Origin of the sequence: Halalkalibacter alkalisediminis (assembly GCF_028610705.1) — a bacterium.
In the GTDB taxonomy this organism is placed as follows: Bacteria; Bacillota; Bacilli; order Bacillales; family Bacillaceae_D; genus Halalkalibacter; species Halalkalibacter alkalisediminis.
In genome coordinates this window covers 1-24,381 of the sequence record NZ_JAQQWT010000039.1, presented here as the reverse complement: position 1 = coordinate 24,381, position 24,381 = coordinate 1, and the positions used below count along the sequence as shown (strand labels likewise).

General features: G+C 35.6%; 23 protein-coding genes, 2 other RNA genes and 4 pseudogenes. 9 read left to right on the top strand and 20 right to left on the bottom strand.

Annotated features, from left to right (window positions below; all coding sequences use genetic code 11):
• Positions 1-130: 130 nt before the first annotated feature.
• Positions 131-1,054, top strand: coding sequence for a LysR family transcriptional regulator (locus PQ474_RS22870; protein WP_273847894.1), 924 nt, complete (start codon positions 131-133; stop codon positions 1,052-1,054).
• Positions 1,055-1,122: 68 nt separating this feature from the next.
• Here the strand turns inward: PQ474_RS22870 and PQ474_RS22865 are convergent.
• Positions 1,123-1,257: pseudogene (locus PQ474_RS22865) on the bottom strand (DUF6262 family protein); the annotation flags it as partial.
• Here PQ474_RS22865 and PQ474_RS22860 point away from each other — a divergent pair.
• Both PQ474_RS22860 and PQ474_RS22855 read left to right on the top strand, forming a co-directional pair.
• Positions 1,258-1,593: pseudogene (locus PQ474_RS22860) on the top strand (site-specific integrase); the annotation flags it as partial.
• Positions 1,594-1,960: 367 nt separating this feature from the next.
• Positions 1,961-3,400, top strand: coding sequence for an MFS transporter (locus PQ474_RS22855; protein WP_273847893.1), 1,440 nt, complete (start codon positions 1,961-1,963; stop codon positions 3,398-3,400).
• A gap of 220 nt (positions 3,401-3,620) precedes the next feature.
• On the opposite strand, the gene PQ474_RS22850 is transcribed toward PQ474_RS22855, so the two are convergent.
• Positions 3,621-4,559 carry a TRM11 family SAM-dependent methyltransferase gene (locus PQ474_RS22850; protein ID WP_273847892.1) on the bottom strand — a complete coding sequence of 313 codons (939 nt, stop codon included), beginning with the start codon at positions 4,557-4,559 and terminating at the stop codon, positions 3,621-3,623.
• 598 nt (positions 4,560-5,157) lie between these two features.
• On the opposite strand from PQ474_RS22850, the gene PQ474_RS22845 reads away from it, so the two are divergent.
• On the top strand, positions 5,158-6,162 hold the full coding sequence (locus PQ474_RS22845) for a DUF3231 family protein (protein WP_273847891.1): 1,005 nt from the start codon (positions 5,158-5,160) through the stop codon (positions 6,160-6,162).
• Positions 6,163-6,592: 430 nt separating this feature from the next.
• Here PQ474_RS22845 and PQ474_RS22840 read toward each other — a convergent pair whose 3' ends face one another.
• The 5 genes and pseudogenes from PQ474_RS22840 to PQ474_RS22830 form a co-directional block, all read right to left on the bottom strand.
• Complete coding sequence (locus PQ474_RS22840; RefSeq protein ID WP_273847890.1) at positions 6,593-6,805, bottom strand: hypothetical protein; 213 nt, start codon at positions 6,803-6,805, stop codon at positions 6,593-6,595.
• 64 nt (positions 6,806-6,869) lie between these two features.
• Positions 6,870-7,574, bottom strand: coding sequence for an SAM-dependent methyltransferase (locus PQ474_RS22835; protein WP_273847889.1), 705 nt, complete (start codon positions 7,572-7,574; stop codon positions 6,870-6,872).
• Positions 7,575-7,745: 171 nt separating this feature from the next.
• Positions 7,746-7,841 (bottom strand): annotated as a pseudogene (locus PQ474_RS26715) (stage II sporulation protein P); the annotation flags it as partial.
• A gap of 103 nt (positions 7,842-7,944) precedes the next feature.
• Positions 7,945-8,019 carry a hypothetical protein gene (locus tag PQ474_RS26785; protein ID WP_475690648.1) on the bottom strand — a complete coding sequence of 25 codons (75 nt, stop codon included), beginning with the start codon at positions 8,017-8,019 and terminating at the stop codon, positions 7,945-7,947.
• A complete protein-coding gene (locus PQ474_RS22830; protein ID WP_273847898.1) occupies positions 8,016-8,279 on the bottom strand; it encodes a stage II sporulation protein P in 264 nt (87 codons plus the stop codon). The genes PQ474_RS26785 and PQ474_RS22830 overlap by 4 nt, the downstream gene beginning before the upstream one ends.
• Here PQ474_RS22830 and PQ474_RS26465 point away from each other — a divergent pair.
• A complete protein-coding gene (locus PQ474_RS26465) occupies positions 8,267-8,410 on the top strand; it encodes a stage II sporulation protein P (RefSeq protein WP_337956394.1) in 144 nt (47 codons plus the stop codon). The two genes, PQ474_RS22830 and PQ474_RS26465, sit on opposite strands and share 13 nt — an antisense overlap.
• Positions 8,376-8,561, top strand: a complete 186-nt coding sequence (locus tag PQ474_RS22825) for a stage II sporulation protein P (protein WP_273847888.1) — start codon at positions 8,376-8,378, stop codon at positions 8,559-8,561. Before PQ474_RS26465 ends, PQ474_RS22825 begins: the two co-directional genes overlap by 35 nt.
• A gap of 486 nt (positions 8,562-9,047) precedes the next feature.
• On the opposite strand, the gene htpG is transcribed toward PQ474_RS22825, so the two are convergent.
• Positions 9,048-10,925 carry a molecular chaperone HtpG gene (gene htpG / locus PQ474_RS22820; RefSeq protein ID WP_273847887.1) on the bottom strand — a complete coding sequence of 626 codons (1,878 nt, stop codon included), beginning with the start codon at positions 10,923-10,925 and terminating at the stop codon, positions 9,048-9,050.
• 274 nt (positions 10,926-11,199) lie between these two features.
• On the opposite strand from htpG, the gene PQ474_RS22815 reads away from it, so the two are divergent.
• Positions 11,200-11,661 carry a hypothetical protein gene (locus tag PQ474_RS22815; RefSeq protein WP_273847886.1) on the top strand — a complete coding sequence of 154 codons (462 nt, stop codon included), beginning with the start codon at positions 11,200-11,202 and terminating at the stop codon, positions 11,659-11,661.
• A gap of 240 nt (positions 11,662-11,901) precedes the next feature.
• On the opposite strand, the gene PQ474_RS22810 is transcribed toward PQ474_RS22815, so the two are convergent.
• The 6 genes from PQ474_RS22810 to PQ474_RS22785 all read right to left on the bottom strand — a co-directional run bounded on the left by PQ474_RS22810 (position 11,902) and on the right by PQ474_RS22785 (position 17,552).
• Positions 11,902-12,138 carry a hypothetical protein gene (locus PQ474_RS22810; protein WP_273847885.1) on the bottom strand — a complete coding sequence of 79 codons (237 nt, stop codon included), beginning with the start codon at positions 12,136-12,138 and terminating at the stop codon, positions 11,902-11,904.
• Positions 12,104-12,226 (bottom strand): hypothetical protein, encoded by a 123-nt coding sequence (locus tag PQ474_RS22805; RefSeq protein ID WP_273847884.1) that lies wholly within the window; start codon positions 12,224-12,226, stop codon positions 12,104-12,106. Before PQ474_RS22805 ends, PQ474_RS22810 begins: the two co-directional genes overlap by 35 nt.
• Before the next feature lie 205 nt (positions 12,227-12,431).
• Complete coding sequence (locus PQ474_RS22800; RefSeq protein ID WP_273847897.1) at positions 12,432-14,582, bottom strand: ATP-dependent Clp protease ATP-binding subunit; 2,151 nt, start codon at positions 14,580-14,582, stop codon at positions 12,432-12,434.
• 202 nt (positions 14,583-14,784) lie between these two features.
• Positions 14,785-14,961, bottom strand: a non-coding RNA gene (ssrS, locus tag PQ474_RS22795) — 6S RNA.
• A 31-nt stretch (positions 14,962-14,992) separates the two neighbouring features.
• Positions 14,993-15,381, bottom strand: an RNA gene (gene rnpB / locus PQ474_RS22790) — RNase P RNA component class B.
• An 89-nt stretch (positions 15,382-15,470) separates the two neighbouring features.
• On the bottom strand, positions 15,471-17,552 hold the full coding sequence (locus tag PQ474_RS22785; RefSeq protein WP_273847883.1) for a peptidoglycan D,D-transpeptidase FtsI family protein: 2,082 nt from the start codon (positions 17,550-17,552) through the stop codon (positions 15,471-15,473).
• Between the two features lie 187 nt (positions 17,553-17,739).
• Between PQ474_RS22785 and PQ474_RS22780 the strand changes: the two genes are divergently transcribed.
• Entirely contained in the window at positions 17,740-17,946 is a 207-nt protein-coding gene (locus tag PQ474_RS22780; protein WP_273847882.1) for an alpha/beta-type small acid-soluble spore protein, read from the top strand.
• 351 nt (positions 17,947-18,297) lie between these two features.
• On the opposite strand, the gene PQ474_RS22775 is transcribed toward PQ474_RS22780, so the two are convergent.
• The 3 genes from PQ474_RS22775 to gndA form a co-directional block, all read right to left on the bottom strand.
• Entirely contained in the window at positions 18,298-18,873 is a 576-nt protein-coding gene (locus tag PQ474_RS22775; RefSeq protein WP_273847881.1) for a YdcF family protein, read from the bottom strand.
• Between the two features lie 114 nt (positions 18,874-18,987).
• Positions 18,988-20,685, bottom strand: a complete 1,698-nt coding sequence (locus PQ474_RS22770) for a M3 family oligoendopeptidase (protein ID WP_273847880.1) — start codon at positions 20,683-20,685, stop codon at positions 18,988-18,990.
• Between the two features lie 104 nt (positions 20,686-20,789).
• Positions 20,790-22,199: an NADP-dependent phosphogluconate dehydrogenase gene (gene gndA / locus PQ474_RS22765; RefSeq protein ID WP_273847879.1), complete on the bottom strand. Its 1,410-nt coding sequence runs from the start codon at positions 22,197-22,199 to the stop codon at positions 20,790-20,792.
• A gap of 460 nt (positions 22,200-22,659) precedes the next feature.
• Between gndA and PQ474_RS22760 the strand changes: the two genes are divergently transcribed.
• Positions 22,660-23,166: a ribonuclease H-like YkuK family protein gene (locus tag PQ474_RS22760; RefSeq protein WP_337956393.1), complete on the top strand. Its 507-nt coding sequence runs from the start codon at positions 22,660-22,662 to the stop codon at positions 23,164-23,166.
• Here PQ474_RS22760 and PQ474_RS22755 read toward each other — a convergent pair.
• The 3 genes and pseudogenes from PQ474_RS22755 to PQ474_RS22745 form a co-directional block, all read right to left on the bottom strand.
• Positions 23,163-23,339, bottom strand: coding sequence for a PhzF family phenazine biosynthesis protein (locus PQ474_RS22755; RefSeq protein ID WP_273847878.1), 177 nt, complete (start codon positions 23,337-23,339; stop codon positions 23,163-23,165). The genes PQ474_RS22760 and PQ474_RS22755 overlap by 4 nt on opposite strands.
• 11 nt (positions 23,340-23,350) lie before the next feature.
• A pseudogene (locus PQ474_RS22750) lies at positions 23,351-23,560 on the bottom strand (PhzF family phenazine biosynthesis protein); the annotation flags it as partial.
• 438 nt (positions 23,561-23,998) lie between these two features.
• Positions 23,999-24,226: a hypothetical protein gene (locus tag PQ474_RS22745; RefSeq protein ID WP_273847877.1), complete on the bottom strand. Its 228-nt coding sequence runs from the start codon at positions 24,224-24,226 to the stop codon at positions 23,999-24,001.
• Positions 24,227-24,381: the final 155 nt, after the last annotated feature.

Below are 24,381 nucleotides of genomic sequence, written 5' to 3'. Positions count from 1 at the left end.
TTTTTTATGCACGGATTTAAGTAATTGAACATTTTGAGTATTTTTAATATTGAAATCTCTTTAGTGCAACACTAGTGAACTAAGATATATAATCTATTATAATGATAGCCGCAGGCTATGGAGGGATATTATGGACATGAGACTATTTGAGTATACATTGGAAATATATAAAACCAAGAGCTTTACAAAAGCTGCTTCGAATCTTTATATTGCACAGCCATCTTTAAGTAAACAAATTGCAAAATTGGAACAGGAACTCGGTGTATATTTGTTTGATCGAAAGCCTGGTATAGTAGAACCAACTCCCGATGGTTTATGTTTTGTAAAACAAGCTGAGAAGATCTTACAAATGCGTGATGATCTAAAACGTGAGATCCTTGAACGAAAAGAAGGAATAAGAGGTGAATTAAAGATTGGCTCAACAGCTATTACAGGAGGACATATTTTGCCTCCACTTCTTAAAATCTATAAAGAACAGTATCCAAATGTCTGCATTCAACTAATTGAAGAATCAACAGAAAAGCTAATAAATTTAACCGCGCGAGGATTAGTTGATATTTCTATACTGTCACTTCCCATAGAAGATTCTCGTTTAAATACAAAAACAATGCTTACTGAGCCCCTGTATCTTGTATTGCCAAAAGAACCAAAACAATGGATGCCTGAAAAATTAAAACAGATGATGTTTTCTCCTAAATTGGTCAAACAAACTGCTTTACCTATTGAGGATTTTGCCAATTGTCCATTTATTTTATTGAAGCAAGGATACGGTTTTCGTCGTACAGTATTAGAATTATGTGCGAGAGGTAGATTTGAGCCACAGATTGCTTATGAAACAAGTAGTATTGAAACAGCTCAATCTCTTGTGGGACATGGTCTTGGTCTAACAGTAGTTCCCGAAATGATCGTTCACCGAAGTCCTCAGCAAACTTCCTTTGCTTATATTAAATTAGATTCAAATCCTACTCGTACACTAGTGTTTACATATAACAAGGAACGCTATCTTAGTATGAATGCAAAATCTTTAATAGAAATTTATAAAAAACAAAGCTAAATCAAAATATAAAACCCTTTTCTGTTAGCTTTCATTAATCTTTGCTGTATAACATATACAAGTTCAGTTTACATTACCATTTTATAAACCTCTGCATAAGTGAATTTTAGCTGCTCACATAGTTCTTTATTTTCTTCATCCAATTTCTTAATTTTCCGTTTTAAAGATACTATAATTGCATCTTTATTATTCTCATCCATCTCACAGGATTACGGATATCTGATGTATTGGGATTAAAACAAAATTGTTTAGTCAAATCAAACGAAAAATAATACATTGAAACAGATATTGAAAAGACTTATGTGAAAGGACATGGAATTTCGATAGATCATGAATTAGCAAATTTATTAGCGACTTTAATAGATCGTTCTGTTCAAAATTGCAATCAAGATAATAATCCAGATAAATTCATCTTTGTGCGTTATCGTGGATCCCGAAAAGGACTACCATATGAACAACAAGTAATTGGAAAATATTTAATCATTCTTTCCAATGAACAAAATATTGTTGATGAGAATGGTCAAATATTTCACTTTAAAAACGCTACCCAAATAACAGGCTGAAAGTCTTGATGAAAGTGGTTCAGTTTTTCAAACAATTGTTCTAAAACTGATTGTGGAATATGGTCAATATCAAAACAAGCTTTAATATAATTTTATTGAATCATTCTTTTATAATAAAGTTTGATCATCTTCTACCTGTATTGCTCCACACTCGCGCCTGATTGTGGAAGATCATTTATGTTGTCTTATTGAAAATTAGGTAGCAATAGGTAAGCGTTTGAAGTTATCTCCAGCTTTTCCCCTGCCCAACACGGAACGTGATAGTTTCCCATCATTCCGCGTGCCATCTAATATTATGTACTAGATTATAAGTTCCTTGTTACTTAACTAGAATTGAAATCACATGATTGTATTTAAACCGCACTTTTCACGATATGTGTTCAACTTCTTTAGCATTGACACAGCTACAAACCTTTATATGTTTTTGATGATTTTTGTTTCATACTATGCGACTGGAGTTGCCGGGCTAACAGTTGTTGTTGTAAGTACACTCTTAACGTTTATGCGGATATTTGACGGAATTACAGACCCAATAATTGGCTATATCATTGATAAAACGGAATCCAGATTCGGTAAATTTGCTCCATTAATGATTTTAGGAAATACCATCTTAGCTATAACTGCTTACGTTACATTCACATTTACGCATATAATGCCTGATTCCCTGCAACTTGCCTTTTTCGTAGCGATTCATATTATTTATATTATCGGTTATACATTCCAAACAGCTTGTACGAGAGCGGCACAGACGGTTTTAACAAATGATCCAAAGCAACGTCCACTTTTTGCTATTTTTGATGCCACATATAATGCTGTATTATTTACTGGTGGACAAATGTTCATAGCTATGTATCTTGTTGCCAAACATGGCGGCTTTACTTTACCTCTTTTTGCTGAATTAAAATATTATATAATAATCCTTAGTGCTATCTTCACTTGTTTAGCTGTTATCGCTATTAAAGGGAAAGATCGTAAAGAATACTATGGTTTGGCAGATCAAAACGTTAAAACAAGCTTCCGTGATTATTGGCCTGTTTTAAAAGGAAATCGTGCCTTACAAATGTTAGTTTTAGCCGCTTCCACAGATAAACTAGCAATGGTCATGCCAAGGCAAGCAGCTGTAGGGGTTATGTTCTTTGGTATCCTATTAGGTGATTATGCGTTAAGTGGTACGATTGGGTTAATTACATTAATACCAATCCTTCTCATTACTTTCTTTGGAATTGGCAAAGCACGAACAATTGGATTGAAACGTGCCTTTGTTATGGGAACGTGGGTAGCGTTATTGTTTTTTGGTGTAACGACTATTTTCTTACTATCGATTGATTCAACTACCATTTCTTTAACGAGCATAGGGTTAGTAACAGTTGTATTTTTGATTTTATATAGTTTAGCACAGGGCTTTCAAAATTTAACTGGGAACATGGTTATACCGATGATTGCCGATGTTTCTGACTATGAAACATATCGAACTGGTCGGTATGTTCCAGGAATGATTGCCACCATTTTCTCATTTGTCGATAAATTGATCTCATCATTAGCACCAGCAATCGTTGGTTTTGCAGTCGCGCTTATTGGTTATAGAGACTCATTCCCGGAAGTCGGAGAAGCTTTAACACCTGCATTACTTTTAATGTCCTTATTTTTAATGTTCGGTATCCCCATGATTGGTTACATTATTTCATTAATTGCAATGAAATTTTATCCTCTAGATGATAGGAAAATGGAAGAGATTCAAAAAGCCATTACGGATATTAAAAAGGAAAACAAAGAAGCTGTTTAGATTCAAATTTACTATTAAGAGGCTCATGCTTGTGAGCCTCTTAATAGTATGTCATAAAAAGAATGAAAAAATAAAAGATACACTCGAATGATAGAGTGCATCTTTTCAATCTTATTATCATCTACCATAAAAAACTTGTTCTAAACTAATTCCAAAAATGTGATCAAGTGCTTTATCCGTAATAAAAAAAGCTATGCTATGCTTCGATACTATTTTTACGTTAGTGACAAACAAGAACCTCTCTCGAAAACGTCCCTTTTCTAGCAACGCAACGATCAACGATCTCAAAGCCAGCCGCTTCAATCACTAAATCCATAGGCTCTACCGTAACGATAACCACTTTCCGGGAAAATTGACGAGCGCTTTGGATCATTTCTAGTTTTTCTTTCGATGTTATTATTGAACATAAATTATAAGGCATGTCGATAATGGCCACATCATAATTGTTTGTTACGTTTCGCATGTCGCCTAAAACCACTTCTCCTGTATAACCAAAATATGCAACATTTCCTCTTGCACCAGGAATAACAAGCGGATTTAAATCTCTACCTACAATATCGATTTCCATAGATAATGCTTCAATTAAAACCGTCCCAATTCCGCAGCAAGGGTCAATCACTTTCAATCCATTTGGGTCTGGAACAGCAATATTTACAACCGCTCTAGCAACACGAGTGCTTAAAGCTGTTGAATAGTTATGGGGCTTGACTTGATGCTTCAACCAAACAGCTTTGCTTTTTATATAATCACCAAATACCCATCCCTCATCTACCTTTAAAATACCAAATATAATTTCTGGATTTACTAAATCAACTTCACCCGGTAAATTCAATCCTACTTCACGTTCGATTGATCGTCTTTGTTGAAATTCAACCTTGTTTGTCTTTTTTTGATCTCCATGTTGAACAAACATAACCTTACATGTTTGTTCAATTGTATTTAATTCTTTTACGTTTTTAATCAATTGTTCTATGGAAGCTTCTTGAAAAAGTACATCGACTCTAGCTTTGATAAATGGACTTCTACTTGGGTCTCTCTTGATTGTACTATGTAAAATAGATGAGGAAGTATCAAATCCAAATAAAGAGCGCATCTCGAGTTTACATAAAAAATCCTCATCTTCATGATATGAATACATGTATATATATTTTTTTGTCATACAATGATTTCCCACCTTAAAAATGTACTATCAGATTATTATAGAGGAAAGATCACTCGTATTCCTTACTTAAATATTACGCAAAAAAACTGACTACCTCCTATGAAGGCAACCAGGATCCTTTACTCCAGCCAATAGTCACATCATAAATTTGTACATGTAGCAACTGATAAATCATCTAGAATATTTAATACCACAATCGTTAATTTTTGTTAGGATTACCAATTATATATTGATAAATCCTCGAGTACTCTTTACCAATTTTTGTCGAGGAAAATTGTGGTCAGAACTCTGCCTATTCTCAACTTTAATTAATATGGGAATTAGAGTTGCATTCTTGATAAGTAATCGACATGAAAATTGAAAGGCTGTTAAGAGTACCATCTTTAACTTAGGCATTAATGTTGTACAAGTATCGTCTATTTTGCATGGTTATACGCAAAGGTGAGCAATAGTATATTACTTGCCTTTTTTAGTATGGTTAATCCTAATTTGTCCTTTTTATCATATAAAAATAGTCATATTTCCAAAAATTGAATCCAGTAAGAAATTTATATTTCATTCTGAATTAGTAAAACATACTTAGAGAGGTGATTATATGGATAAAGACGATTTAAAACTCACATCTGCCGAGATAGGAACTTTGTGGGAGCAATATGTAAATGGAACGGCTGTTGATATTGTAAACAGGTATATGTTATCCATTATAGAAGATGAAAAGATAAGAACTATTTTTGAAGATGCGATAAAGATATTTGAAAAACATAAGCAACAGATAACCAGGTTCTTTGAAAACGAAGGGTTCCCAGTACCGATTGGATTTACAGATTCAGACCTTAATAAAGGGACAAAAAGGTTGTTTTCGGACATATTTTGTTTACATTATTTACATGTAATGACAGTACATGGATTATTAGGACATATGACTTCGCTTAGTGCTTCTGTAAGAAAGGATTTACGATATTTTTATGATTCGTGCGATAATGACGGGAAAAAAATGTATCATCAAACAACTGAATTGCTTTTAGAAAAGGGACACTTCCAAAAAGACCCCTTTTTTTACCCTGAAGCAAACCCTGAGTTTATTACGGGGCAAAAATTTTTAGATGGTTTCTTTGGTGACAAACGTCCTTTAGCTTCAACTGAAATTATTGCTCTTTCTTTTAATATTAAAAAGAAGATATTGGAAAAAACTCTTTCTATTGCATTTAGCCAAGTAACTCAATCAAAAGACGCGAGGGAATTTCTGGAAACATCTCAACAAACTTCGGATGAACAAATTCAAACACTATCTAAAATACTACAATCAGATAATTTGCCAGTACCAATGTCTTGGGAAACAGAAGTTACAACTTCTCAAGATTCTCCTTTTTCAGATAAATTAATGTTGTATCATATTGGGTTTCTGCTGCAAGCTGCCCAAGCCTATCACGGAACAGGACTTGCTACATCAATGCGAACAGACCTTGTTGTAACTTATGAAAAAATCATTTTGAAAAACCTGATGGTGACAAAAGAATGGTTCAATATTATGACGCAATATAAGTGGTTAGAACAGCCACCACTTGCACCAAATAGAAAAAAGATTGCAAAAGACACATAATTTATAAAATGCACCTCTCTTTGATGGGAGGTGTTTTAGATTTAAGACTTTCTCTAAACGGTTTCTTCGTATTATAAGGTCATCCAGATAAGAAAATATATTTTTTATATGGTCTTTTTATAACTTCCCAGGGGTAAGAGGTAACTGCTCGTGGGGCTTTGACCCCGTCAGCTAAACAGTTTGCCCCCCTACTTGTAGAAACAAGATTGATGCTGGTTGGGACTTAGATCTCATATAACGAGCGAAACTGTGATACTTTCTTTAAACCACTCGATTTGAGCGTACAAGATGTGAATAGCAATAGGAACAAAGTGGATAAAATGAAACGTCTTCCCCTCATATACTTTCTCCTTTTATATTTAGAGGACATATAGATTTGCACGGTTTCAATCATAGTTACAAACCTACCTGTTAAAAAAAAAGACATTATTTAATCTCCTCGATTCTCTTCTTTCTTCCAATGAAAATAGGTATATAGCAATGTAGCTACCGTGATCATGACACTAATAAATACCAATAGAAAATTATAAGCAGTTGGCAAGTTCCCTTTTACTATTATCCAAGTTATTAATGTTAAAAGGATTGGCGTTTGTACTACATTCCATATAAACTTTTTCTTGTAACTGAGTTGCCAGTACGTCATTACCAGACCCTCCTCCCACACGAAATCATCTTTAAAAAGGGCAACAACACGCTGGCCTCCTTGCTTAAAATTTTTTAATGATCATCATTGAATTCGCATTCTTTTGAAATTCATAAGAAACTACTTTCTCTTCAACTGAATAGCCTTTCTCTTTTACTATTTCTTTTAATTGGTCCAAATACTCATAGCGTTTCCCTTCTAAAGTAACTAAAGGAAAAATACGTATCTCATTTCGAGTAACTCTTATTAACTCATTTAATGTAGCTAAGTGGAAGTTGTAATCCAATCGGTCTCCATACATAAACAAAAAATGTGCCGATAAGATTACATCAAATTCACCGCTCTGAAATGGGAGTGTTGGCAATGTTACCGGAATGTAACGTTCCTTGTTTATTATCATATCCGCGCTACAGTCATTTAACGCTCGTAATCGTTGGCTTCGAAGCGCTTCAATGTCTTTAAAATAATCCCAGACATAATTATTATTCGCTAGCTTCATATGTGTCATGGCATGTTCAATGTCTTGGTGACCTTTATTCTTTAAGTCTATTCCTCTGTGATAATAAGCAATATCACAAGCCGTTATGTTCAAACCAACATGGTTACCATTGGCCGTAAAAGAACAAGCGCCAGCTGGACAATCGAGGATTTTTTTTTCCTTTAAATCGTCTGTTGAAAGAGAAAACATATCCATGTACTCTTCAAATGTTCTCCCGATAAAAATAATTCTCTCTAAATCTAACTTCATACTCGGCTCAACTTCACTCATCTCAACTCACCTCTTCAAAAAAATAACAACAAGGTAATTTTACCATGGCCTTTACTGTACTGGAAGGATTTCTCATTTATTTTAAGTAGTTAGTAACGTCTATTATCAAATCACTTAATAAAAGAGTTTTATTGTTTCCCTCATTCATTGTTTTCTTTTATCATCTCAACATTAACATAAGTAGTCAGCCGTAATTTTAACTTTCTCCATCGAGTTCTCTAATCCCCCCATCTCGATGAGCAATGAATGCTCATGCAAATCTTGATTATAATTCGATGAGTACCTTGGGAGTGATTTGTTTTAACTATCACTCCTCTTGAGAGACTTGGATACATTTCTTCTAACCGTTCATGTAAATTATTAGCTAATTTTAAATCTGTTCATGATGTTTTCCATTGACGACAAAAACAATTCTTGTCACTTCTTGATCATTAACCTTAGTCATCGTACGTTGTCTTGGTATAGTATCTCTGTGAAGACCAAGACCATTTGTATCGAATCATGCTTCTCAATGGTTTCTTTTATATAATTCCTGGTCACATCATACGAATCTGCATAGGTCAATCCTTCTTTTTCAACCACTGCCTGGATATCTCTTTTCTCATGCATGACATTAATCCCCATGTTTTCAAGTTGTTTTCTTAAATAATCACCAACTAAAGAAATATTTAATTCATCATGAAAAGTTTCGTTTGCAGACGCTATATGTCATAGGAGAAGCTCATCCTAATTATAAAGAGAACCTAGAATTGGCTAACGAGCTTCATCACCTGTTTGAAGAAAAATATCCAGGACTTAGTCGTGGAATATTTGGTAATAATTCGAATAGCGGTTAACGGAGTTTATAACCAAGATCTCATGGAGAATTTCATCTTAATTGAATTTGGAGGGGGTGATAACCATATGGATGAATTACTCCTCAGTACGGAAGCATTCGCAGACGTCTTCTCATCGTATGTTGAAGAAATGGGACAGATACGTGAATAGAGAAATCTGATTCTGGTTAGGCTGGATGTTTGTGATCAGTTTATTTGCTTATTATCATTTTCATTGGAAGTTGACCGTGGGTTTATTTTTAGCCGGGTTATTAATCTCTTTCAAGGTGTTGGTGGACGCTTTTCTTGGTATTATGGAATAGTTATTTGGATACTATTTGAAATCCAAGAATTAGAGATTTAATTCTTGGATTTCTTTACAGTTGCTTGAAAAATCACTTGTTGTGTTTTAACTCAAAAAACTTATTAAGTGATTTTTCATTTAATGAAGATGGACTTAACTCCCTAGCTTCATCAATCATTCACGTAACTTACCTTTTGGATATTAATTTTATCATTAAAAAAATGTGAGGAATGCTTAGGTGTTCATTAATTAGCTTTTTCGCATTTTCTTTAATACACCTATAAAATGAAATAGTTAGAGCCATTCCCATTTACACAAAACTCCCAACCTTAATCCATCAACACTATGTTAGGTTTAAACCATGATTTTACACATATCATTCGTAAAGTCGACTGGATCTTGAAGTGGCAAGCCTTCAATTAAAAGAGCTTGGTTGTATAATAATTTCGTATAAAGATTTAATTTTTCTTGATCTGTCTCAAATGCCTTTTTCAACGATTGGAAAACTTCATGATTCGTATTGAGTTCTAGCACCTTGTCCGCTTTGATGTTTTGATTATCTGGCATCGCTTGAAGGATTTTCTCCATTTCAATTGTTACTTCTCCATCCGTTGCAAGACAGACTGGATGTGTCTTTAACCTTTTGGAAACTCGTACATTTTTAACTTTATCTTCCAGTACCTTTTTCATCGCTGCAAAGAGTTCTTTATGATCATTTTCTTCCGATTCGACTTTACTCTCTTGATCTTCGTCTAAACCTAAATCTCCGCTTGATACTGATTTGAATTCTTTCTCTTTATAAGTTGCTACCATTTTAATAGCGAATTCATCAATATCTTCAGTGAAGTATAAGACTTCAAAGCCTTTATCTGATACTAATTCCATTTGTGGGAGCTTTTCAATTCTTTCATTTGATTCACCAGAAGCGTAATAAATGTATTTTTGATCGTCAGCCATTCTTGATACGTACTCGTCAAGAGTGACCATTTTCTTTTCTGTCGATGAGTAGAACATTAGTAAATCTTGAAGGGCTTCTTTGTTTGAACCAAAGTCCGTGTATACTCCGTACTTTAATTGTCTACCAAATGATTGGTAAAATTGTTCATATTTTTCGCGCTCATCTTTTAATAAGTTTAGTAACTGACTTTTTATTTTACTTTTAATGTTTTTGGCAATAAGTTTTAATTGGCGGTCATGCTGCAGTATTTCTCTGGATATATTTAATGATAAATCTTCTGAATCTACCATCCCTTTAACAAAGCTGAAATGATCAGGCAATAAATCAGCACATTTATTCATGATTAGAACGCCATTTGAATACAATTCCAAGCCCTTCTCATACTCTTTTGTATAAAAATCAAACGGAATGTTTTCTGGGATATACAAAATCGCATTATATCTTACAGCACCATCCACACTAATGTGAATATGTTTAAGCGGTTTGTCGAAGCCATAATGTTTCTCTTTATAGAAGTTTTCATAGTCTTCCAATGTTAGTTCATTTTTGTTTTTTCTCCAGATTGGTACCATACTATTGATCGTTTGTACCTCTTTAGACTCTTCCCCTTCATTGTCGCTACCTTCTTTCAACTTTCTCTCAGTAAGCTCCATTTTAATAGGGTAGCGAATAAAGTCCGAGTACTTTTTGATAATCGCTTTTAAACGATAATCGTCAAGATATTCATCATAATTCTCTTCCTCGGTATTTTCTTTAACTTTTAGCACAATTTCCGTCCCATAAGACTCTTTCTCAGCTGGTTCTATTGTATACCCATCGGCTCCGTCAGACTTCCACTTAAATGCCTCGTCAGTACTGACTGCTTTACTTGTAACCGTAACCTCATCTGCTACCATGAAGGCTGAATAAAATCCAACTCCAAACTGACCAATAATATCGTGACCATCTTTAAGCTCATTCTCTGTTTTAAAAGCTAAAGATCCACTCTTCGCAATCGTACCTAGGTTCGTTTCTAGGTCTTCTTTCGTCATCCCAATCCCTGTATCTGTAATGGTTAATGATCTTTTTTCCTTATCCGCAACCACTTTTATGTAATAACCATCCTTGTCGAAGGTAATCGTCTCATCTGTTAGTGCTTTGTAATACATCTTATCAATGGCATCACTTGCATTTGAGATTAATTCTCTTAGAAAAATTTCTTTTTGCGTATAGATAGAATTAATCATCATTTCTAAAAGTCGTTTCGATTCTGCTTTAAATTGTTTTTTTGTCATAATAATTCCCCTTTCGCAAATGTGCATAATCATCGCTTTAATTTAAAATTTAGCAAATCTGACTCCCAACAAATTAGCACTCTTAATCAACGAGTGCTAATTTCTATATTTTATTTATCATATTTTCATACAGTCTGTCAATGGCTCTTGGATGGATTAATAGTAGATTTACAATGATCCATTCGAATGATTGAAAAATGAATCATTATAGAATCTTAAACAGATATGGTATAATGAGCAAACTAAATAAAACAGACCATTTACTGGAGGCAACATGTTAACATTCGAAGAAAAATTACAGGTTATTGAATCATTCCCTGAACTTGAAAGAAAAGATGTTTCACTAGGTAGAGTGAACTTTCATTACAACGAGAGTTCGTATGATCAAAAAAATGTCGTGTATCATTTACACCCTAACGGTAATGGCTTTGTCTATGCTGGAAAGATGACAGGCTACCAAACGAATGACAAAGGGATGGTCAACATTCGTGATTTTACAGAGAAAGCCCTTCGCTCTACAATCAGAAAGTCTATTCTTTCTCTAACTCCAAAAGAGCCGGAAAAAACAAATGAACCTGAAGAAGAGGTATGGATTAATGAAAACACCGTCACCCTTACCTTACTTAAAGAAGGCGAGATTTGGAATGTCTACGCTGATGACATTTTAGATGGAACGTTTAATTCATATAGACAAGCGACACAGTATCTAGATGAAGAAGGATTTTCACGGATTTAAATGAATGAAGAGTACTAATCATTGAGCGATGCTTTTCCTAGAGCATCGCTCATATTCATTTGAAATGAATATCAAGCCACTTTACTAGTCATCTCTTTAAATTTTTCTACGTTAGCTTGAAAATAAGCAAACCATATACAGATGCTTATAGGTAGCATTAAACTCAGATAAACGAAATTAGCACCAAAATTACTCACGATCAAGCCTAAAATGGGCGCACTTATTACAACTGAAGCCTGATTACCCAATCATTCGATCACTAGCCATTCTTCCATGATAATTCAGGTCTGTAGCCATTTGTTGAAATGATTGTAGTAAAACACGAATCCAAGTTGTTCCAAGTCCAATTAAGAATACACCGATAAAAGCAACTGGAACAAATGGGGTTATCCCTATAGAAAACAAACCGGCTAACACTATGACCAATGAAAAGAGAGCCAATTTATTCTTTACTTTTTTTCCACCACCATGTCCCAAATACTCCTGCTAAAACTCCACCTAAAGCTAATGTCGCGTCCAGTAATCCATAAATCGTAGCTGATTTAACTAGAACAATGGTATACACGGACAAAAAAACCTAATGTCGTAAGTAAAACGTGTTAACCATGAAACATAATGTTAATAGCGGAATGTATGACCGTTAAACCTTCCCAAATAGCCATTTTAGTTAAAATAGCGGAGCGTACGTCCGTTTCATTGAAGCTACTCACTTGCGAGCACTAAAAAAAACAGTTGAGATCCTCGTCTCAACTGTTTTTCCTTTCTCACTCTTAATGAACTGGTGTCACAACAATCTTCTGATCTGTCACATCCACTTTAAATGAATGAAGCTTCTCTTCACTTTCAATAATAAGCGATGTAATTTGATCTTCAATGTGCTCTTGAATCGCGCGACGTAGTGGGCGAGCTCCGAAAGCCTTATGATAACCAACATCAGCAATTTTTTCTTTTGCCTGGTCTGTCACCTCAAGTGAAAACGCTTGTTCAAGAAGTACTTTTTGAAGATCGACTAACATAATATCTATGATTTTAATTAAGTCATGTTTCTCTAACTGACTGAACTCAATAATCGAATCAATACGGTTTAAGAATTCTGGTTTGAAATAAGCTCGTAAACTTTCTAAAATGCTTTCAGTAGCTAGAGCATCTTGACCTTCTGCTTCACTAAATCCAATTGCCGCTAATTTCTGATCCGTCACACCAGCGTTAGACGTCATGATAATCACCGTTTCATTGAAACTAACTGTTCTTCCTTGACTATCCGTCAATCGACCGTCTTCCATGATTTGAAGGAACATGTTCAATACATCAGGATGTGCTTTTTCGACTTCATCTAAAAGAATGATTGAATATGGATTGCGTCTTACTTGTTCCGTTAATTGACCCGCTTCATCGTGGCCTACGTATCCTGGAGGGGACCCAATTAATTTAGAAATTGAATGCATCTCCATATACTCACTCATATCTAGACGTATCATCGAATCCTTCGTTCCAAACAATTCACCTGCTAATGTTTTCGTTAACTCCGTTTTACCCGTTCCCGTTGGTCCCACAAATAAGAACGAAGCTGTTGGTCGTGATTTCGGCTTTAATCCTACACGCGCACGAAGGATCGCTTTTGCAACTTTTTCAATCGCTTTGTCTTGACCAATTACTTTCTTACTTAAGTTCTTTTGTAAGTCCTTCATTTTCGTTTGTTCTGATTTCTGTAGTTTCTTAACTGGAATACCTGTACTGTTTTCAATAATGTCTTGAATGTGTTCTATCGTAATTTCTGTTACAGGCTCTGTTATTTCGTTATCTATTTTGTTTTTTAGTGTGAGTTCTTCGTCACGAAGACTTGCTGCTTTTTCATACTCTTCATGTTTTGTTGCCGCCTCTTTTTCTCGAGTAATCTCATCAAGTCGTTTTTGTAATTTACCCTTATCGTTTTCACCTTGTGTTAAGTTTAATTTAGAACCCGCTTCATCGAGTAGGTCAATGGCTTTGTCCGGCAGGAAACGATCTTGAATATAACGATCCGATAATGAGACACACGCCTTTAACACTTCATCCGAGTACTTGACATTATGATAGCTCTCATAAATAGGTCGAATGCCTTTTAGAGTGTCAAACGCTTCCTGTATCGTTGGTTCCTTCACAACCACTGGTTGGAACCTGCGCTCTAGTGCTGGGTCTTTTTCAATCATACGATATTCTTTTAATGTAGTTGCACCAATAATCTGAAATTCTCCTCTTGCCAATGCTGGTTTTAGAATATTACCTGCATTCATTGAACCTTCAGATGTTCCACCAGCACCTACCAACATGTGTAACTCATCGATAAATAGAATGACATTATCCCGTTGTTGCAGCTCTGCTACTAGTTTTTGCATATTTTCTTCAAATTGGCCTCTATAACTTGTACCAGAAACGAGCGAGGTAATGTCTAATACATAAACTTCTTTATTTAAAAGTTTTGAAGGAACTTCTCCCTTTACAATTTTAAGAGCAAAACCTTCAGCAATAGCCGTTTTTCCGACACCTGCTTCCCCAATTAACACGGGATTATTCTTCGAGCGTCGATTTAACACTTCAATGACACGGGAAATCTCCTTTTCACGACCAATGACACCATCAATTCGGCCTTGTCTTGCTTCGTCAGATAAGTTTCGACCATGCTGATCCAAAAAGCCAGTTCCTTCTTGTTTACTCGAGGTTTCTTTTACTTGTTGTTGCGTCACACCATTCGCAAAAGGATTACCTTGTTCTTGGAAAAAACCTTTAAATAGCTCATTGAAAGGCATCGAATTCATTCCGAAATGCTGATTTTTTATTTGACCATAGCAGTCTGAGCATAATGAAATATTCTTTTTTGATTGGTTCATTAACAGATTCATTGTTACATTAGCTTGATTTGTTTGGCATTTTTCACATAACATCATTTTCATCCTCCTAATCATTTGACTTTGACTATCTTTGACCATTTTTATAAAAATAAAAGCCAGTAGGCTGTATTAGTGATTACCTATATTATATTTGACCTTCTTTGACTTTTCAAGTAGAAAGTCTCAGATGTTTTAGACCAATAATAAAATACAGAAAGAGACCAGTTCCATTAGGACCTGACCTACTCATATCTAATTTAGAGCCGCAATTGCCGCTTCCTAATAGAGTTCCAAACCACCACTTCTAAAAGTGGGTGTTCGCAAAAATACTTCTGTCTTCCTAAAAAAGGCACGACATTGGTACTTCAATCATAAAACTCCCTAAATAAGCATAAAGGTTGAAACATATTAATTACGTACATTGCAGCAGTAGATGTAATTTGATGTAATCTGTTTGGATAACGTTCGATAAGCCATGTTTTGTACCTTCGTACTGCAAACGGTTTTGCCCTCGTACTCCGGTGGTAATCATCTATCTACAGATTGATATATCAATCTGTCTATCTCTCCGTTGTTATTCCTTCAAGATAGTTCCCCTACCATGTTTGGGTTTCTCGCTCGTGGGGTTTACCGCGTTCCACCTCTTTCATTTCTAAAAGAGCTTCGTCACTGTGGCACTTTTCAGGGGTACTCAACCATAGCCATAGCCTTAGGTGTTTTTCCCCGCCGGCAATCCAGTAACACCAGATTGCCCTAGCTTATGACTTCGCTAGGCACGAACACTACGATCATTTCAGATCGTGCGAGCATGGACTTTCCTCTACATCAAATGATGCAGCGATTACCTGAACGTTATCTCAGATGTTGTATCCTTAGTATAGACTGAAACATAATTCTGCGCAACTGGTAAATTATGTTACTGTTTGTTCTGTACTGAGCAAACTACTCCACTAGAATCGGACCCTTTCTTCCCTTCTTCAATTTAAAGTAGACTTTCAGTGCCTCATCGGCTATATCTTGAGCCAATCCCTTTCGCCCACCTTCATCATCTAATTTCACAAAAGGAACGACGACAGCAAAGGCGATTTCAGGATCATTATAGGGGGCGTACCCAACTAACGTTTGCGTATTTCCTTCAATGAAATGCCGATTCTCACCATTCCCTACAGCCACCCTTACCTGCGCTGTACCCGTTTTCCCAGCAGGTTGATAGGAAGCGTCAGCAAATTTTTTTGCAGCAGTCCCTCGAGTCATAACGCCTCTAAGACCTTCTTGTACACGTTTAATATGGTCCTCACTCATATCAATACGATTTAAGATCTCAGGCTCAAAACTCTGCACGACGATACTAGGTTCATTGTCTCTTATAGAAGGTTCTCTAATTTCACGGACAAGACGAGGCTGCACACGATACCCATCATTAGCAATGGTAGAAATATATTGAGCCAGTTGTAATGGTGTATACGTATCATATTGACCAATCATTAAGTCCATTATATTCCCGCCAACTTCACTTCCTCCTTTTAGTCCTGTTTCATAATAAGGTAAATCAATCCCCGTCTCAGAACCTAACCCGAATTGACTAAAACTACTTCGAACTACACTATAAGCTTCGCGAATCGATTCACTATTCCAACCACAATGTTGATTAGCCCCTTTGTAATAACACTTAGCCATTCGCATCCCAATTTGAAACATGTAAACATTAGATGATTGTTCAAGAGCAACAATATCGTTTACAACTCCTAATTGGTTGGTCCATGATTTTTTTACAGGAGTTGCTGGTAAATGAATTGGTTCATCATGAAATCGATCACCAGGCTGAATAATTCCTGTTTGAAACCCAGTTAGAACAGAGGCAGCCTTTACTGTTGACCCCATCGCAAAAGCCTTCGTTACGTTTCCAATATGATCAGCGTAATCCTCATCATCAACACTTGCCGAATCTAAATATCCAGCCATCGCTAAAATATCGCCTGTTCGTGGATCCATTAGAACCACATAAGCGGAGCGATCTTGAAGGAAAGCCTGGTTTCCTGTTTTTTTCATTTCACTATCTAATATGCTTTCGAGCCGTTGTTGTAATTCCATATCGAGTGTTAAGACTAGATCATTGCCTCTTTTACCTAGTTTTTCATTGGTTTGACGATGAACCGGCCCTTCAAATGTTTTGTTTGTAATTCGTTCAATTACAGCTTTCTCCCCACGCAATACAGCTTCATATTGAGCTTCAAGAAAACTAATTCCTACTAAATCAGAGCGATCATACCCTCGTGACACATAATAATCGACTTTTTCCTTTGGAATGGAATTCGTTGACCCAAAAAAACTACGAAACGAATCTCCATACAAATATGTTCTAGTTGAATCTCTTAAAATGTCAATACCAGGTAGATGATCTAAATTCTCACTAATCATATGCGCTTCTTGCTCCGTTATGTTCCTTTTAATGCGTTGCGGAATGTTTGAGTGTCCTTGCTGCATTTTACGATAAATCGCGATAATTTGTTGGTCTTCGATCGTTAAACTCTCTACCAGATCTTCAGGTATCCTTGATATTTCTAGTTGATACTCTTCTGCCATCGTTTCTATATCCTTACGTTCCTTTTTACTTACAAGATCATAGCGAGATTTTTCATCCATCTGCAATAGAAGATATTCTCTTTTATCTCGATCTGTTACTCGACTCGTGTCCATTTCTAACATCGGCTCTAGTTCTCGAGCAATATTTACTATTTCATTTGTCTTTAAATTTCTAGACGGATTTGTAAATGTGAGAGATAGTTCAACTTGATTATCCACAACGACATTGCCAAACCTGTCATACATAATCCCTCTTGGTGCACTAAATTTATAAATCGAATTAGTCGTGGACTCAAGCTCATTCACAAAATCCTCCCCTTGAACAATTTGAACAATACCTAATCGTAAGATCAAACCCGAAAACAAAAGGAATATCACAAAAAACAGGACGTTTACACGGAAAGCTAAATGAGTGCGTTTCTTTTGTTTTGTTTTATTCATGTTACCTCCACGTCAAAACGAACATTATATGTATTGTTAGGCTTCCCATCTATCCAATTTTTATCAAACTGTAAAAGGCTTTCATTCCCTTACTAATCTTTACCAAATTTAATTAATAACATTTTTACATAACTGCGCTGTTTGATTAACATACTAATTTCAAAACCAAGAAAGAGGTGTATGTAACATGGCAAGTAATAACAATAATTCAAATCAATTATTAGTTCCAGGTGTACAGCAAGCATTGGATCAAATGAAATATGAAATCGCTTCAGAATTTGGAGTTCAATTAGGGGCTGACACGACTTCCCGTGCGAACGGCTCTGTTGGTGGAGAAATCACAAAAAGACTTGTACAAATGGCCGAGCAACAAATGGGTGGCTCTCAACTATAAAAAAATCACATCAAAAGATACTTAAAAGGCGTGAGGGTCCTACCCTCACGCCTTCATTTATTTTAATAGAACTGCATCACTTTATTTCCTTGTAGATTAATACTATTTGCTGAGAAAAAGATAGGAGGGAATATAGAATAAGGTAGCAAAGAAATGTATATGATAAATTCCAACCGTTTGAGTAAACAACTTTAGCTAAGGCTAAGTAGATTCCTTCTAATAATGTGGTAATACGGGGAACAGGAAAATATAAATAATCATCCTTCCCCCAATTATTACAGCACTAATGGCTTTCCAAAAAATTTCGTACCGCCTAATACTAATATGTCTGCCATAGAATGTGCTCGCTGTCTATAAAATATTAGTTATGTAGTATTTCGTTATAGCAAGGTATTCCCTGATATAAGATTTAGGTAAAGAAATGAAAGGTGTTTTTGCTGTAAGGCCTGAGACCTCCAAATTCTGATCTCTTGCAATAGACACGGCTCGATACACATGATAATGATTCGTCACGATAATACCGATGTTTCCCTTTTGTGGTATGAGTCCCTTAGAAAACCTTATATTTTCAGACGTTGAAGTTGAGCGGTCCTCTAACCTGATTCTCGATTCGGCTATCCCTCGAGCCAGCAACTCTCTTTTAATCGCCTCCGCTTCAGTCATATCCTCACCAGGACCTTGACCACCTGAAGCAATAGCAACTGTATGTGGATTATCTTCTAGATAGTCAACGGCTGCTTCAATCCGATATTGAAGGGATAAAGATGGAACGCTCCCATCAACTTTTGCTCCTAAGATAATCAAATAATCGGCTTCTTTTGGCACTTCCATATGACTATAACGCTGAATTTGCACATGTAAAACAATAAAATAGATAAGGACAATTGGAGCTAAAACAACCATTAGGTAAATCATTATTTTTTTCATTTATTACAACCCATCCTGTTAAATCAAGCTCGTTATTGTTTCGGCATCCACCTTATAAAATCCTTTTATAGGAAGTGGTTTTAAGTCATCCTAAATAAATAGGATGACAGTAGATTAAAGAGATTCAATTCCACTTAGTTCTGCTTCTAAAAAAATCATTAATTCTTTAATCATCTCCTCTGAGAAATCAAAACGGATACCTGCTGCTTCATACACTTCAGGTAACGATTTCGATGAACCTAAGGAGAGGGCTTTCTTATAGTTTTCGAGTGCTTTATCTGGATTTTCTCGATACTGCTTATACATTTGTACCGCACCAAGTTGCGCAATCACATACTCAATATAATAAAACGGTACTTCAAAAATATGTAGAACTCTTAGCCAAGTAATTTGTCGCCACTTCTCTTGGCCGTCCCAGTTCACAATGTTTGAATCGAGCTCCTGCATAAGCTCTTGATATTTTTGATTTCGTTCACTAGTAGTGTGCGTAGGGTTCTCATACAGCCAGTGCTGAAATTGATCGATAATCATTCCTTGAGGAAGAAACTGAATAATCCCCTTCAATTGCATCTTCATGGCGCACTTTAAATCATCCTCATTGTTGTAAAATAAATTCCACTGATTCATTGTTAATAACTCAATCGACATACTTGCAAGTTCTGCTGATTCCATCGGTGTTTCTCGATAATCGCTAAGCGGTTGTTTTTTCATAAGGTCATTATGAATACAATGACCCATTTCATGAAGAAGAGTAATCATATCATCATGTGTTTTAGAAGCATTCATAAATATAAAAGACAATCCAGATAGCGGCAAGGATGAACAAAAGCCACCAGGTGCTTTCCCTTTTCTACTGTTCAAATCAAGCATGCCACGCTGATCCATCGTTTTTAAGAGCTCTGAGAAACGAGCATCTAGGTTTTGAAAAATCGTAGCTGAATTGCTAATCAAATCGTTTGTATCATTAAACGGTTGTAAAGGAGTTTGTCCAGTGGGTACAGCTAATACGTCCCATGGTTTATACGTATCGATCCCAAGTTCTCTTTGATGTTCTTTTTGAAGCTTTTCTTTCAGTGGCTTAACATATTTCCGAATCGATTGTGCAAGGACCTTACAATCGACTGGTGTATAATCAAAGCGCTCGTACTCTTTAAACATATAGTCTCGATAATTAGAAAGGTCTGCATTTTTAGCTTTTTTGTCTCGAATGACGATTAAATCGTCCATGATTTTTTGAAGCTCTGGTTCTATTGACATTATTGCTTCCGCTGCTAGTGTAGATGCTTTTTCTCTTATTTCTCTGTTTGGATCTTGCATGAAAGGAGCTAATTGACTAAGCGTTAATTCTACTCCATCCATTTGAACCGTTAATGCACCCGTGTGTTCAAAATACTTTGTCGTAAGAGCATCTTCTTTTATTTCAAGATCGATATTTTCTAACCTAAATAATTCTTTTGCATTTTGTTTACTTTTTATCAACGGTTGATAAAATGTTGGATCTAACTGTCCGATAAGGTTAGACGCAAGAAACTTATCATTTAAAAGAGAAAGGTATTTTTTATACATGGGGTCAATCACATTTTGATCATGTTCGAAAATGTCTTTTGCTTCCTTTGAATTACTTTGACATTGGAAATCTATGTAGTGCCCTGACATGGCTTCATCAATTGCCTCTTTAAGGTCAGATTGTTCCTTAAGCCAGCTCTCAAGCTGTTCAACTGTATCAAGTGGTCGATTAAGCAATTTAACAAATGCTTGTTCAACCTCCTTAGGGTTCTGAAAATCATAGGTTTCCATATAATATTTGAACATAGAAGAACCTCCTTTTCCTGTAAAATCATCGTACCAAAATTTAGGATTATTTAAAATAAAAAAGATGAATTCGGTCAACCCGAATTCATCTTTTTTTTATTACTTTATTTTTCCATCCAATTTGTATGGAATGTGCCTTCTTTATCAATACGTTGATACGTATGCGCTCCAAAATAATCACGTTGTGCTTGTAACAGATTAGCTGGAAGTGTTTCTGTACGATAGCTATCATAATAAGCTAATGCGCTTGAAAGACTTGGTACTGGAATCCCAAGTTTGATTGCTGTAGCAACGACATCTCTAGCTGCTTCTTGGTAACTTTCTACAATTTCTTGGAAGTAAGGATCCAGTAATAAATTCGTTAAGTTAGCATCACGATCATATGCTTCTTTAATATTTTGAAGGAAACGAGCTCGAATAATACAACCACCTCTAAAAATCATAGAGATATCACCTAAGTTCAGGTTCCAATCATATTCCTCAGACGCCACTTTCATTTGTGCAAACCCTTGAGCATACGAACAAATTTTGCTTAAATACAAAGCCTTACGAATTTTTTCAACAAACTCTTTCTTGTCCCCTTCAAATACAGCGTTCGGACCACGAAGAATTTTACTTGCCTTCACTCGCTCGTCCTTCATCGCTGAAATAAAACGTGAGAAAACAGATTCTGTAATAATTGATAATGGAACTCCTAAATCTAAAGCACTTTGACTTGTCCATTTACCAGTCCCTTTTTGACCTGCTGTATCTAAAATAAGATCAACCATAGGCTTTCCAGTTTCCTCATCTACTTTTGTAAAGATGTCAGTCGTGATATCAATTAAATAACTATCAAGCTCGCCTTGGTTCCATTCTTTAAAAATTTCGTGAAGCTCTTTTGCATTTAAACCAAGAACATCTTTCATCAAATGATAAGATTCACAGATCAACTGCATATCACCGTATTCAATTCCATTGTGAACCATTTTCACATAATGACCTGCTCCATTTGGCCCAATGTATGTGCAACATGCATCGTCTCCAACTTTTGCTGAGATTGCTTTGAAGATCGGTTCAACTAGATCATACGCTTCTTTTTGACCGCCAGGCATGATAGACGGACCTTTAAGAGCTCCTTCTTCTCCACCTGACACGCCCGTACCGATAAAGTGGATGCCAGACTCAGCAAGGTCCTGGTTTCTACGACGTGTATCTTCGAAGAACGTATTACCACCATCGATTAAGATATCGCCCTTTTCTAAATGTGGTAATAGCTGTTCAATGGTTGCATCTGTTGCTTGTCCAGCTTTAACCATTAACATAATTTTTCTTGGTGTTTCTAAAGAAGCAACAAATTCTTCAATGCTATATGTACCTAATACATTTTTACCTTCTGCTTCTTTTAACATTTCCTCTGTCTTTTCAGCTGAACGGTTAAATACAGATACACCATAACCTCTACTTTCGATGTTCAAAGCAAGATTACGCCCCATTACCGCTAGGCCAATAACTCCAATTTGTTGTTTTTCCATTCTCTACCACTCCTAATTCATTCATTCTTTCTTTATTGTGCTCGGACTTTACCCAATACATAATCATTTTCTCATAACATTTCAGCTTAGGGTAGAGTTTTTACTACTTTGATTATTTTACTACCAACTACTAGAAGCTAGCAACTTTTTATCATAAAACAATGCTGCTTTTCATTTTTATTAACTAATTCCTCCTAAGTATTTACACAAATGATAAAAATAACATGCTTCTTTATGTGAAATGCCTACATGATGGTTTAAGTGCTAAGTACCATAGTTTCTTTAATGTTAAAAATAGACGCGCTACGCTTATCAAATTTACTTGATCAATCCATTAACCTGTTAATAAATATAGCTTGCTTGCATATGATGAATTAAACAGAAAATTGGATTGGTAGGTGATTTTTTGAAGCGATCTCGAATGATACAGTACCCTTTTCAAAACTTACAAGAGAAGAACATGACTTTTGAGGAAGTGTTTAACCGAGTTATAAAATTCATGAAGATTAAGCCGACTGGTAATTATCGACTTATGATTGGAACTGATTCTCAAGTTCATTCAAAAACCACTGTTTTCATAACAGGGATTGTAATTCAACATGCTGGTAAAGGTGCTTGGGCTTGTATTAGGAGATCTGTGGTACCAAGAAAAATGCTACATTTGCATGAACGCATTTCTCTTGAAACCACTTTAACAGAAGAAGTCGTTTCAATGTTCTCAGAAGATAAGAAAAATCGAATGATTGATATTGTTTTACCTTATTTATATCAAGGTGCTACTTTCTCTTTTGAAGGGCATATTGATATTGGTTCTGGTCAACGAAATAAAACACGGGAATTTGTTAATGAAATGGTCGCTCGATTAGAAATGATTGGTGTAGAACCAAAAATAAAACCTGATGCATTTGTGGCATCAAGTTATGCGAATCGTTTCACAAAAAAAGCAGGAAAATACACTCCAACTTAATGGACTTGTAATTCACCAGCTATCATGGTAACCGCTTGGCCTCCAACCTTGACGACTGGTGTTCCTTTCCTATTTGAGATTTGACTGTTGACGTCCCCCGGTCTTCTCATACTATGGCCTTGAGCTATTTTAAAATGATGAGCTATTGTAGGATCAAGTATACCTTCTAACAAAAGGTAACCTGTTAATACTCATTTGCTGAACCTGTTACAGAATCCTCTGCAATGCCGAACACCGGAGCAAAATCACGAGTATAAAGCAAACACTCCTCTTCTTGACTATCAAATGTAAATAAATGTGTCGTACAAATATGAGCCTTTTCATTATGTACTTTTAACAACTCTAAATTGGGAAGAGCCCGATCAACAGCCAGTCTTGTTTTTACAGGAATGAGTAAATGCCAATTCTTGTGTAACCCAACTTAATCGGATATTGGCGATCTAAATCCGCAACAGAAAGACCTATTAGACTAGACAATGTTTCAACAGATGTTTCCATAGCTATTTTTTTGCATCTTTTCACAACTCAGGCGTATTCGCTTAAGAAACAACACCAGCAGGATTCCCACCAAATGCAACAGATGTAAAGGCATCAACATGATAAAGATTGATCTTTTTCATTTAACTCTCACTCTCTCATCTTTTCTTATACTTTTCTCAATCATATAATAGTAGACACCCTCATAAAACACTTTAATTCTTATTCTTTTCAACCATCCATTTAATCAAATTCCGTTCCGATTCTGTTAGTACTCTTTTTAGATTATTTTCAAAAAAAGAAGTAAGATCGTCAACTTTTAGTTTTTCCATGCATATCACTCCTTTTCACCATATTAGCCTTCTGATTTTTCAACATGTAATGTTTGTTCTTTAATGTGACGATGCGCTCTCTTTTGGATGATCCAATTTAGACATAGAAAAAAAGCAACCAAACTAATGGCAACCGCAATTGAGTACCATATATGGCTCGAAACCCATTGAAAGAGAAGGTCAAGACGAGGGATCACCCACAAAAAGCTTAAAAACAAAGAAAAAACAACAATCTTCACAAGATCTGACATTCGTGAACCCCTTTCAAAAGTTTGTCCCTATCACTTATATATGAAAAACGGATGTAAATATGTCAGTTTTTTTTCAACTGAGTGAATTTCATAATTTGAATCCTAAGTCTCGTAAAGCTTTCAAGACACAAAAAAAGGAGTACCTCCCCAAAAGT